This window comes from Cellulophaga sp. RHA_52 (genome assembly GCF_007827205.1).
Classification (GTDB): domain Bacteria; phylum Bacteroidota; class Bacteroidia; order Flavobacteriales; family Flavobacteriaceae; genus Cellulophaga; species Cellulophaga lytica.
This window is the reverse complement of the sequence record NZ_VIRZ01000001.1, coordinates 542,823-556,136: the sequence shown is the minus strand read 5'-3', so window position 1 is coordinate 556,136 and position 13,314 is coordinate 542,823. Positions and strand designations below refer to the sequence as shown.

Annotated in this window: 8 protein-coding genes; 5 read left to right on the top strand and 3 right to left on the bottom strand. The window is 32.4% G+C overall.

Going from position 1 to position 13,314, the window contains the following annotated elements; translation table 11 throughout:
* Position 1: 1 nt before the first annotated feature.
* Positions 2-3,718, bottom strand: coding sequence for a metallophosphoesterase (locus JM80_RS02385; protein ID WP_144709114.1), 3,717 nt, complete (start codon positions 3,716-3,718; stop codon positions 2-4).
* 47 nt (positions 3,719-3,765) lie between these two features.
* Between JM80_RS02385 and JM80_RS02380 the strand changes: the two genes are divergently transcribed.
* Complete coding sequence (locus JM80_RS02380) at positions 3,766-4,974, top strand: Pycsar system effector family protein (protein ID WP_013621196.1); 1,209 nt, start codon at positions 3,766-3,768, stop codon at positions 4,972-4,974.
* A gap of 68 nt (positions 4,975-5,042) precedes the next feature.
* On the opposite strand, the gene JM80_RS02375 is transcribed toward JM80_RS02380, so the two are convergent.
* On the bottom strand, positions 5,043-7,415 hold the full coding sequence (locus JM80_RS02375; protein ID WP_013621197.1) for a hypothetical protein: 2,373 nt from the start codon (positions 7,413-7,415) through the stop codon (positions 5,043-5,045).
* 116 nt (positions 7,416-7,531) lie between these two features.
* Between JM80_RS02375 and JM80_RS02370 the strand changes: the two genes are divergently transcribed.
* The 4 genes from JM80_RS02370 to JM80_RS02355 are packed head-to-tail and all read left to right on the top strand — an operon-like array spanning position 7,532 to position 11,090.
* Positions 7,532-8,434: a metallophosphoesterase gene (locus JM80_RS02370; RefSeq protein WP_144709113.1), complete on the top strand. Its 903-nt coding sequence runs from the start codon at positions 7,532-7,534 to the stop codon at positions 8,432-8,434.
* 46 nt (positions 8,435-8,480) lie between these two features.
* Positions 8,481-9,128, top strand: a complete 648-nt coding sequence (locus tag JM80_RS02365; protein WP_013621199.1) for a hypothetical protein — start codon at positions 8,481-8,483, stop codon at positions 9,126-9,128.
* A gap of 7 nt (positions 9,129-9,135) precedes the next feature.
* On the top strand, positions 9,136-10,380 hold the full coding sequence (locus JM80_RS02360) for a DNA cytosine methyltransferase (RefSeq protein ID WP_144709112.1): 1,245 nt from the start codon (positions 9,136-9,138) through the stop codon (positions 10,378-10,380).
* 56 nt (positions 10,381-10,436) lie between these two features.
* Positions 10,437-11,090 (top strand): hypothetical protein, encoded by a 654-nt coding sequence (locus JM80_RS02355; RefSeq protein ID WP_013621201.1) that lies wholly within the window; start codon positions 10,437-10,439, stop codon positions 11,088-11,090.
* A gap of 1 nt (position 11,091) precedes the next feature.
* Here the strand turns inward: JM80_RS02355 and feoB are convergent, their stop codons facing one another.
* Complete coding sequence (feoB, locus tag JM80_RS02350; protein WP_144709111.1) at positions 11,092-13,314, bottom strand: ferrous iron transport protein B; 2,223 nt, start codon at positions 13,312-13,314, stop codon at positions 11,092-11,094.

Here is a 13,314-nt window from a genome sequence, read left to right as displayed (position 1 = left end):
TTTAAAATCCAAACCCTAGTCCAAATGTAAATCTTGGTCCTTCGTCTGCATAAAATAAGGCCACTCTGGCAGAAATAACATCTGCACCATTTAAAAAGATACCTCCACCATATGATGTTTTCCACTCGTCAGAATCCTCTGTTGGCAACCATATACGTCCATAATCAAAGCCAGAATATACACCTAATGATAATGGTATAATATTGGTTTTCATTTTTCTGAGACTATAGCGTATATCTGTATTTTGGTAATATGCTTTTTTACCAGTAAAACGTTGGTTTCTGTAACCTCTTAATCCGTCTATACCACCAATACTTGCTCCTTGGTAAAACTCATAATCATCTCCTATGTTAAAATGGGCTTTCCATTTTGTAGCTAAAACTAACCTTCCGTTTGGTACTAGTTTATAATCAAAAGCAAGACTAGGAATTATGTATGCATAATTTTGACTGTCATTAACTAGAGACTGCTTGTAACCAGCTTTTATCATTGTAGACATACCCATTGTTGGAAAAGCATTGTTATCCTTATTTTCATAAGTGTAAGTTACATCTGCACCTAAAAATGTGTTGCGTACATCTTCATTATTTGCTACATAAAAAGTATTTATAAACCTGTCTTCTGTTTCTTCTACCTCTATTGTTTCTAGTAATAGACCAGCTTTAAATTTACCTCCTAATTGTCCGTTAAATACAACAGATGGTGCAACCTTAATTTGCTCTAGTTTTACCCTGTTGTAATCCATACCAAGGTCATCATCACTATTTGTTGTATTGTTGCCATAGCCAAAAAAGTTTACACTAAAATTAGGGCTTGTAAACCTTGTGTCTACTTCAAAATTCCAGTTGCCAAAAATATTAGCAAATTCTCCAGTATATCCAAAATCAAAACCTTGCGTTGCAAAGTAAAAAGAAGCATTAAATGTGTGTTTTTCTGTAAAAGGATTTAGCCTAAAACCGTTGTACGTATAGGTGTTAGTAAAGCCAATTTTAACACCATCATCTGGGTTAAAACCAACTGTTGGTATAATTTGGTTTACACTATTGCGTATTGCCAATGGGTTATACACATTTGTGTTGTAATCATTTGTAAGTTTTATTCTTGCATTGTTATCTGCCTTAAAAGTGTTCTTTTTAGACTTGTAATCATAAACAATGGTATTTTTGCCGTTTGTTAGGTTGTAAATATCATTGTTTTGTCCGCCAATAATTCTAATTTTAATTTGACTTTGGTTAGCTCCATAGTCTTCAAAATAATCATCATCATCTAAGCCATAAACCCATATTTCTTTAGTAACATCACTATTAAAAGTTTTGTCAAAAAATAGCTTTTCTTTTTCTCCCTTAATGTTACGGTAGGCTTTTATTTGTACTTCTTTTTTATTTAGATGATTAATCTCAAACCAATCATCTTTATCTGTACCAGAAACTACAGCAAATTTGTTTAAAATTCGGTGGTATTCTTTAGCATACTCTTTTACGTGAGCTATACGAGACAGTAATATTTTTTTTAGTTTTGGTAAAGACTCATCTTGTATTTCTACAGGGAAATCTTTAAAAGATTTATCTATTATATCTGCAGTTAAATTTTGTTGTATGTATGTAGCTTCTGCAATCCAATCTTCTAATTTTGTTTCGCTTAATAGGGCAATGTCTAACACGTAAGTTTTAGGCGAAGAGTTAAACCCGCGTACACTTCTTATTTCTTCATTAAACCCTTCCATTAAGCGCAAAGAGGGTACAATTCTGGTAGCCAAACTCATTAATGGTCCGTCTCCCATATTAGAAAACACTTGATCTCTGTCTCTAGGAACGGGTTTGTAAATTATTTTATTTTTTTCTTTGTTTTCTGCCCAACGCCACTGGTCTGTATGTCTGTCCCAATCTCCAATAACCATATCAAAAAGTCGGGCTCTAAGGTACATTTTATCATCTACGGCATATTTTTCATCATCACGCAAATCTTCAAGCATACTGTCTGTGCTTTTAAGTTCATTAGCATAACCAAAACTTTTAAGATTTCCGTGGTTATCGCCAGCATGTTCTTCAAACATATATAATTCATCTCCATAATTTACATTAAAATCTCCTAAAGCTTTTTGTTTAGGAATGTAGTACAATCTAGGATTTGTATGATAAATATTTATAGCATCAGATAATTTAGATACAATGTATGGAGCGTAAGGATGAGACCCGGTGTAAAAATCCATAAGTAATTTTTCTATAGCAGTATCTTCAAATTCACCAACTACGTATTGGTCTTTAAAAGCCATAGATTGTAAGTATAATTCTGCACTTTTACGCATAGATCGCATAACATATTCTTTGCCATCTTTATCTGCTAAACGTAAAGATTTAGACTGGTGTCCGCCACCGGCTCTTACAGGTGTTAGGCCACCATAAATTGTGTCTAAGCTTAATGTGGGTACAGTTACAGGAGTGCCGTAGTATTTACGGTAACGATCTCCCCAAACAAAATTGTGAAATCCTGTTTTAGTAATTTCTTCTTGTGTGTATATGGATGCTGTTGTTGTTGCCGGAAAACTATCGGGTAATTTTTTTGTAAATAGTTTTTTGTCTTCTGGTAAAACTTCAGAAGTAAAAAGAAATTTTTCGTTATTATCTTGGTCTAAGCCATAAAAACGTACTCTAGAAGAGCCATCTTTATAAATTTTTAATGTTGCATACCCTTTTTCTCCAGTAGAAAATTTGCTGCCATTAATAAGTCTAGTTTCACCACTTTTTGCACCAGCGCCACTAACAATTTGCGGAGTGTTTTCTTCTACAATGTATTGTAAAGAGTGTTCATGCCCAGAAACAAATATTACTTTGTTAGAGTATTGTGCAAGTGTAACAACGCGGTTGCGTAGTTCTCTGTATCTTTTGCCTTGTAAATCTTCTGAAGACGGACCAGCAGTTTTTCTAAGTAAATTTAAAAAAGTACCAACAATAGGTAATGGGCCTACACCAGATTTAGGGTAAAAGTGTTTTTTAAAAGAGTATTGTCCGCCATGAGAACCATAGCTAAACATTGGGTGGTGCATTGCAATAACTGTAGTTTTTTGCTTGTTTTTAGATATTAAACTCTCTAGCTCTATTAAAAACTTTTCTCTACTTTTAATATCACACTTATCATTAATGTCTGGCCTTTTATTCCAATTGGTTAAGTACCATTCTGTGTCTATAGCTATAATTATAAGATTTTCATTTACTTCTATTGTTTCTAATGGGCAGCCATCTTCAGGAAAAAAAACATCTTTGCTGTCTAGGGCTTCTTGTATGTAATCTTGCTCTCTTTCTAAGCCAACCAAACCTTCTGTATACCAATCATGGTTACCAGGTATAAATAATGGTTTTCCTTTGTAATTTTTTAAAGTGTTTAATTGTGCATCTAAATGACTTTTTGCAATTAAATAAGCTTGTGTAGAATCTTTAGGGTCTGGCATTCCTGCAGGGTAAATGTTATCTCCTAAAAATAAAACGGTACTATTTTTTGGGGCCTTTTCAATTCTTTTTTTAAATGATTTTAACACAGGGTTCATTCCGTTTATAGGAGATTTACCTGCATCACCAATTAAATAAAACGTATGTTCTATATCTTTATTAGTAGTAGTATCTTTGGCTTGTTCTGTATTTGTGTATTTTGCCTTTTGTGTAGCACAATTAGTAAGGATTAAAATACATAACGACCAACAATATTTTCTAATGGAAGTATTCATAAAGATTAAATTTTGTAATTTGTGATGCACCTTATTTATTAAAAACAATGGCAAATATTATTCAGGAAACCGAAGATTATGTAATTAGTTTGTTAACCAATGAGTTAAGCTCTAGTTTTTTATATCACAATATAAGGCATACCCAACGTGTTGTCAAAAGTACGCAAGAATTGTTAGATTTTTACAAGTTAGACGTAAAAGAGCATGAGGACTTACTTTTAGCTGCGTGGTTTCATGACGCAGGTTATACAAGGAGCGCCAAAGAACATGAAGAAAGAAGTTGTGATATTGCTAGGGAGTTTTTAAGGGAAAAATCTTTTGATGAAAAACGTATAGAAAATATTTGCAATTTAATTTTAGCTACTAAAAAAGGGTATGAGCCTACAAGCCTGAGTGAAGAGATAATTAGAGATGCAGATGGATCTCACTTAGGGCAAGAGAGTTATTTAGAAACTACCGAAATGCTTAGGGAAGAATTATCTTTATTAGGGCTTATAGATTACTCGCCTGCAGAGTGGAGAGATACTAATATTAGAATGTTTCAGACAAAGCATAGGTTTTATACAGATTATGCTATTAAAAATTGGCAAGAGACCAAAGATGATAACCTAGCTAAACTAATTAAGGCTAGAAAAAAAATGAAAAAGCTAGTTAAAAAAGAAAAAGTAAAAGCTCAATATAAGTCTGAGTTTAAAGATAAAAGTCCAGAAAGAGGTGTACAAACAATGTACAGGGTTACTATGCGTAACCATTTAAAGCTTAGTGATATTGCAGATACTAAAGCCAATATTTTATTATCTGTAAATGCAATTATAATTTCTTTGGTGTTAGCAGATTTAATGCCAAAACTAGATAGCCCATCAAACAAATATTTAATATTGCCTACGGCTTTGTTTATGTTTTTTAGTGTAATATCTATGGTGCTGTCTATTATTGCAACTAGGCCAAATATTACTAGCGGACAGTTTACAAAAGAAGATGTAGACAATAAAAAGGTAAACTTATTGTTTTTTGGTAATTTTCATAAAATGAAATTAGAGGATTATGAGTGGGCTATGAAAGAGCTAATAAAAGACCAGTCTTATGTATACTCTTCCTTAACTAAAGATTTGTACTTTTTAGGGCTTGTATTAGACAGGAAATATAAGCTATTGCGTTGGACCTATGCTATATTTATGTTTGGAATGATTGTGTCTGTATTATCTTTCTTTTTAGCATTGCATTTTTACGGTCCAAGAGAAGCTGTTATTTTGTAAGTTTCTTAATCACATAAAAAAAGGGAATATTAATTTTAATATTCCCTTTTTTTATGCTGTGTAATATTTTAACGTTTTAGCTCATGCATTAAATCGTCATAAGTATAAGTTTCTTTAGACTCCTTGTCTTTTTTGTATAAGATTTCTACACGTATTGCTTTTAAACCAGCAACACCTTGTAGGCCTTCTAGTTCTAAAACCTCAATGTTTTTAGAAAAATATCCTTTAGAACGTAAAAAACGAATGTAACGTAAGTACTCTAATTCATCTTTTTTCTGTGAGTAAACAATAGAAAGCTTTCCTTTTTGAGTTAATCTTTCATTGGTTCCTTTAATGTAAGATTTGTCTATACGTTTTTTAATAACCTCATACCTGGCATTGTACGTGCCATCTACATCAAAGCGCTTTTCATCCATTCTAAATCTAATAGATAATGATGCGTTGTATACAAGTAATAAAGAGGCAACGTCTAAATCTATAGGCAATTTAGGCTTTAGGTTGTAGTACTCATTTTCCATATCATACATAACCTGTAACTGCCACAACCTTAGGTTTTTTAAGTAAAATGGGTTGTATTCTTTAGTTTCAGATATTGATGCTCCTATGTACATATTGTGTTCTACACCATCAGTCTTGTAGCGCTCAAAGTAATGCGGAAACATTTCTTGTGCTTCAATCTGTTTTTTGTCTAAAACCTGAGCAAGTTTTTCATTTATTTTCATAACACTATCATCATAGTTTTTTCTATGATCATAGTAAGACCCCGTATTAGGGTCTATACCCTCTTCATACGAAGAAATTAAATGAGCAATTTTAGGCTCTGTATTTTTTAAATGTTTAAATACAGGTGTAATTTCCTTTTTTATAAATTCTAAAATAGTTTGCTCACTATTGGTATTTAGTATTTCTTTTACGTCATCTATATAGCTATTGCTTCTAAACAATAATTCTTCATAAATATGCAATTTATCTAGTTCCCAAGCCTTGGTAAGTATCTTGTTTACTTCAGATAATTGTATTAATAAATCTTTTTGTATTGAGCTGTTTCTAAAAGTAGATGAGTCTTTAATGTCTATTTGACCGTAAAGAGGGTGCACATCTTTAAAAACAATTTCTTTAAAGGTTGGTTCTAAGCCTTCTGCATTTGCCCTTATAAAGCGTATGGCTTCATTCTCAAATTTCCACAAAACAGAAGAGTGTACAGTAGTACATTCTTGCTGTATAACAGCTTCTATTAAGTTTTCTTCTTCTGCCTTAGAGCGTAATACTGCAGTTACTATGTATGGCATTACATCTTGCAGCTTTTGCGCGTTTACATTGTTTAAGTTGTATCTTTTAGTAGATGCAAGCTCTAATACACCAAGTAATTCTTTTCCGCTAGAGATAGGTGCAATTATAGCACTTTTAATATTTTGTTTTGCTAGTGTAGCGTACAAGCTATTATCTGGTGCTTTTTTTAGGTATTTGTCTAGATCAGAAATTACAAAGTAATTATGATCTTTTAATATAGTTTTGTAAGAGTCATTGCAAAGTGTTGTTTTACAATTTACATTGGCTTTTTTATTAAGTATAAAGCTGTCTATGCCAATACCGTGTACTTTTTCAAAAGTATCTTCTTTGGTATTGTGTATAGAAAAACCAACTTTTAAATTAGGAAGGCCAAATAACGACTTAAACGTGTTTTGAAAATCTTCCATAAAAAACTCAGAGCCTCTTTTGTCGTTAGAAATAAGGCTAGACTTTATTTCTGAAATAGAATGCTCAGCAGTAACATCAAACATATTAGAAATTACAAAGCCTTTAGATGTAAAACTGTTTGGCGGAATTTTTTCCTTCCACAGTTCTAGGTTCTCAAAGTTTTCTAATAATTCATCTACATCTGCTTGTGTTAACTTCTTTGCGTTTTTATTAGGTGTAATGTCTATAAAATCTGCATTATACAAAATTCTATAATGTCTCATAACTCCGTTTTTATCCGGAATTTCATAAAATAGAGGTCTTCTAAAATCTAAATTAAAGCCGTAGTGAAAATTTAATATTACGGTACTTGCCATAATATAATTTAATCTTTCTTCTACGTTTTTAATTTCAAGTTCAAAACCTTCACCTGCGTCTTCAATAATTTTTTTAAATCGCTCAGAAGAGTTAAAAATTACGTTAGCATATGGTAATGATGCAGCTTTAATCTCATTCTTGGTTAATACTTCAGAAAAAGTATCTTGCAAAATAACATTAATTACATCTTTATGTTTTTCTAGTAAAGTTAAATCTGTAAAACCTTCTCGTAGTTCTGGGTAAGGCTTTTGGTAGTTTAAAATAAACCTAGCTTTTTGAGCAAGGAACAAGTCGTTACTAACAGCCATTTTATCGTACTGTCTAAGTAACTTGTCAAAACTAACAAGACTTTTTAGTGGTAACTCTATTTCGTTTTCAACTTTCATCTTCCCTACTTAGTCTAAGAATAGCATACAAAATTACAAAATAATTATTACTTTTTATTAGGTTTGTTATAATCCTAATTAATCCCTTTTTTAGATATTTATACAAAAATTAAAATATGTCCTCTTTTACTAGGTTAACCAGAGCGTATAAAAAGTCTAAAATTGTCCCTTTTGATGATAGCTCTAAGTTAATACTTTTTAGTGATTGTCACAGAGGTGATAATAGTTTTGCAGACGATTTTGCCAACAACAGAAATATTTACTACCACGCATTACAGCATTATTTTAAAGAGGGTTTTAGTTATTTTGAGCTGGGTGATGGTGATGAACTTTGGGAGAACACATCTTTTGAGTCTATTTTTACAGCTCACAAAAACATATACGGGTTGTTAAGGCAGTACCATTTACAAAACCGTTTATTTATGATTTGGGGTAACCATGATATGGTGTATAAAGACCCTAATTATGTAAAAAAATATTTATCAAGTTATTTTGAGCCTATAGATGGTAAGGATAAAGATTTGTTTGTTGGTATTACTTACCATGAAGGTATTGTTTTAAAACACGAAGACACCAAACAAGAACTATTTTTAACACACGGGCACCAGGCAGATTGGTGGAACTATAATTTTTGGCGCGTAGGTAGGTTTTTGGTACGTGTTTTATGGAAACCATTGCAAGTTTGGGGAATTGCAGATCCTACTAGTCCGGCTAAAAACCACCAAGAATTAATAAAGGTTGAAAAACGAATTAAACGTTGGATACTGCAAAATAATGAAAAGCTTACCATTGTTGGGCACACTCATAGACCTAGATTTCCTGAGCCAGGAGATATTCCTTTTTTTAATGACGGCAGTTGTGTACACCCAAGAAGTATTACAGGTATAGAGATTGAAAATGGAGAAATATCTTTAATAAAATGGCAAATTGCAACTACAGAAGACGGTACCCTACGCGTTGTTAGAGTTTTGTTAGAAGGACCTCAAAAATTAGTAGATTACCAACGGGCAAAACAGTAATGGTTTAATTTTTCTATTTTTACACCACCATTAACTAAATTAACATATGAAAAACAGTATTGCCTTGTTAGTTATTTTGCTAACATTATCATCTTGTTGGAAAAATAAAAGTCCAGAAGATTTAATTAGATTAAAAGAGAAGTTTAAGTCACAAGTTGCTTCTTTTGAAAAGAAAAAAATTACCGCAAATAAAAACGTAACCAAAGGTTTAACATCTTTAAGTGCTTTAAAAGGAGCTTTAGAAGACGCTAAAAATGAAGATAAAGAGTTTGCTAAGGTTTATGGCGACTGGGAAAAGGTAAACAAGCGTGTAGAAAACCTAAATAAAGAATATGAGGATTTAAAAACTAAAGCCTCTAATTTATTTACAGCTATGGAGACCCAAACTAATAGCTTAAGTGATGAGCAGAGTAAAAAAACACTTTTAAAAGCTATTAATAAAGCTAAAACAAAATACAACGGCACTTTAGCTAATACCTCTAAAGCAATTGCTAAGTTGCGTTTGTTGCACGGTGATGCTGTAGAAGTGGTAAAGGCATTAGAGGTTGCTGCAGCACTAAATTCTTTTGATAATATAAACAGCCAAATGGAAAGTATTGAAAGTAGAGTAGAGGGCATTATGCAAGAATTAAATGTGGCGGTTATAGAAAGTAAAAATTTATACGAAAAAAAGATTACAGAACTGGGAGAGTAATTAATGTATGGCGGTTAAAGAGCAGTTTTTACGTATTGAAGATGTTGCGTTGCAGTTGGGTGTTTCTCAAAAAATAATTAGAAAACACATACATTCTGGCGCGCTAAAATCTACAAAAACCTTTGGTGTACATTATATAAAACCTAAAGATGTTACTGTATTTAAAAATAGTGGTGTTTTAGACGCTAAACCTAAAAAACAATTGCCCCAAAAAAACACTAAATCTATAAAGACCGATGTTGTAAACTGGGCAGATATTTCTGAAAATTGGGAGAATCCCTCAAAAACTAAGCTTACATCTGCAGATTTGTTTTGTGGCGCAGGTGGTATGGCTAAAGGTTTTGAAATGGCAGGGTTTACACAAGTTGGCGGATTAGATTGGTTTAAGGAAGCTGGTATGACCTACCGAGAAAATTTTGAACATCCACACATATTAGGTGATATTACAGAAAGGAGCGTTAAAGACAAGTTTATAAACACAGTTAAAAGTTCGCTTAATGGTAAGCCATTAACTGTTTTGTCTGGCGGATTTCCTTGTCAGGGTTTTAGTATGTCTGGTAGCCGTATTGTAGAAGATGAGCGAAACTCTCTTTATAAAGATATGCTTCAGATTATAGATGAGTTGCAACCACAATTTATTGTTGCAGAAAACGTAAAAGGTTTACGTTCTATGCTAAAGGGTAAGGTAGAAGATAAGATAAAGGAAGATATTGCCAAACTTGGTTATGAGGTAAATGTTACGGTGTTAAACGCAGCAAATTATTACGTGCCTCAAAAAAGAGAACGTATCATTTTTGTAGCTAACCGAATAGGGAAAAAGAATTTACACCCTAAACCATTATTGTCACCAGAAAATTACATTACCACTAAAGAGGCAATAGAAGATTTGGTAAAGTTAAAAGATGATGCAGCTTTTAACCACGTTAGAACAAAGCATAGTGATGCTATGAAAAAGCGCTTGGCTAAAGTTCCTGAAGGTAAAAGCTTGTATGATAATTATTCGGACTCTTGGAAAAAATGTCCTTGGAACGAGGCCAGCTGTACTATAAAAGAGAATCACGGAGGTGTAAACATACACCCAATAGAATCTAGAGTTATTACAGTACGTGAAATGGCTAGGTTGCAATCTTTTCCGGACGATTTTATTTTTAAGGGAGCAAAAGGAAAACAAATGGTACAAATAGGAAACGCTGTGCCGCCTTTATTAGCAAAAGCAATTGCTTTAGCGGTTAGAGAAACTTTAGCAATATAAGTTTATTCCTTGTGGTCAAATTTTAACATTGCGTTTTCATCTTAAAAGATATTCTTATGAACGCATTAGAATTTAATACACGCAGTAAAGAGTTGCAAAAATTAGCTCCAGAAATACCTTTGCAATGGGGAAAAATACAAAACAACACTACCGATAAAAAAGTGTCTCTATTTAAGTGTAAAACATTATCTAGTTTAGAGCTTGCAATTACAGGATTGCCTACAGATGATAAAAATTATTTTAAAAGAAGATGGTTTTTATGGCAATGTGCCAGGTGCGATGAATATCTATTTTATACAAATACTGGAGTTAGTAGAAATCCAAATGGCAAGGATCAGGAATATGATATAGAATTTTTTGGAGATAAAAATTTACGTTTTGATGTTAAAGGAACGTTAGTGCCTAAAGAGTTAAGAAGTAATTTTAGTTTTGAGTTTCCAGAGAAAATAGTGAACTTTTATTATAGTAGGCAAAGTGCTGGCAAGCGTAGTTGCTTGCAAAACCGTTTGTTTATAGTGCATCACTCGTTTAAAGAACATAAAAGAGCATTAGAGCTACGTTGTGCTTGGGAGTATAAAACTGAAGTTTATAAAAGCTTTATTCATCAATTAAAAACCTCTAAAAACTTTATAAGTTACCTAAATGTAAAAGCTATGGTAATTTTTATTATTGAAAAAAAAGATGGTAGTTTTAGTTACAGGTTTGCGTAATTTATTTTAAAATTTGATATGCAATAAGAGCAACTATATAAGCAAAACCACTCATAAATACCAATTGTGCAGCAGGCCATTTCCAACTATTAGTTTCTCTTTTAACCACAGCTAATGTACTCATACATTGCATTGCAAAAGCATAAAAAAGTAGTAAAGAAATACCAGATGCTAAGTTAAAAAGTGGTTTGTTATTCCACGGGTTAATCTCGGCAGCCATGCGGTTTTTAATAGTTTCTTCTTCATCATTACCAACACTGTAAATTGTGGCAAGTGTGCCTACAAACACCTCACGAGCGGCAAACGAAGTTATTACTGCAATACCAATTTTCCAGTCGTAACCCAAAGGCTTTACAATAGGCTCTATAGCTTTGCCAGCGTAACCAATAAAAGAGTGCTCTAATTTAAAACTAGCTATTTCTTCGTTCTCTGCTTTTAGTTTTAAATCGTTTGTACGTATTGCAATAGAATCTTTAATAATTGCTCCACTTAATGTAGGGTAATTGGTGTAAAGTTCACCAGTATAAATGGCAATTTCATTTTTAATATGGTTTTGGTTAAACTCAGAGTAACCAACCGTATTAATTCTGTTTTTAACAATCTCTTCTGCGTTTTTAAAATTATCAGATATACCATAAGAGCCCAATACCCATAAAATAATTGATATGGCTAAAATAATTTTACCAGCACCATACACAAAGCTTTTAGTTTTTTCCCAAACCGTATAAGCTACATTTTTAAATAATGGAAGCTTATAATTTGGCATTTCTATAACAAAAAATGTTCTGCTTTTTATTTTTAAAATTTTGTGTAAAACCATTGCAGAAAAAATAGACATTCCAAACCCTAGTAAATATAACAACATAAGTGTTAGCGCTTGGTAGCTAAGTCCTAAAAATTTCCCTTCTGGTATAACAAGGGCAATTATAATTAAGTACACCGGTAAACGGGCAGAGCAAGTTGTAAAAGGTGTTACTAATATTGTTATTAGGCGTTCTTTCCAGTTTTCTATTGTTCTGGTTGCCATAACTGCAGGTATAGCGCAGGCAGTACCAGAAATTAATGGTACAACACTTTTACCACTTAATCCAAATGGGCGCATAAGTTTATCCATTAAAAATACAACTCTACTCATATATCCACTTTCTTCAAGTAAGGATATAAACAAGAATAAAAATGCAATTTGTGGTATAAAAATTACTACACCTCCAATACCCGCTATTATGCCTTCTGCAAGTAAGTTTGTAAATGCACCTGGCGGCAAGCTAGCTTTTGTCCATTCGCTCATTTGCGTAAAAGACTCATCTATAAAATCCATTGGGTAGCTACTCCACTCATAAATGGCTTGGAAAATGACTAATAATATTAAAAAGAATATTACGTAACCCCAGACTTTGTGCGTTAAAATTTTATCTAAAGTTGCTCTAAAACCTTTAGCAACAGTAAGGTCTACAGTATAAGTTTCTTTTAAAATATTATTTATAAATTGATATCTTAAAACGGTTTCTCTGTGCTGTAACTTTTTAAGTTCTGTGTTAGATTTTATAGAGAAAGTTGCATCTTTTATGCGTTTTTTCTCTATAGGCATAAAGTTAACATCTTGCGTAATAACCAACCAAAGCTTGTAAACGTCTTCCTTAGGAAAAGCAGCTCTAAGTTTATTAAAATAATCTGGAGCAATAGATGTAGTGTCTATATTTGGCTTAACAGATAAGTTTTTGTAATCTGCAATAAGCTCTTTTAGGGTGTCTATACCAATACCTTTTCTTGTGCTAACAAGAGCAATTTTTGTGTTTAGTTTTTCTTCTAATAAGGGTATGTTTAGCGTAATTCCTTTTCTGGTCATACGGTCTGCCATATTAATTACTAAAATGGCAGGTATTTTAAGGTCTTTTATTTGAGTAAATAAAAGTAAGTTACGCTTTAGGTTTTCTACATCTGTAACAACAACAGCAACATCAGGAAAATCTTTATCGTTTTTATTTAAAAGTAATTCTACAACAACACTCTCATCTAAAGATGTTGTGTTTAAGCTGTATGTACCAGGTAAATCTATTATATGCGCCTTAACACCACGAGGTAATTTGCAAATACCTTCTTTTTTTTCTACAGTTATACCTGGGTAATTACCCACTTTTTGTTTTAATCCTGTAAGCTGATTAAAGACTGATGTTTTTCCGGTATTAGGATTTCCAATTAAGGCTACATTAATATTTTTGCTCAT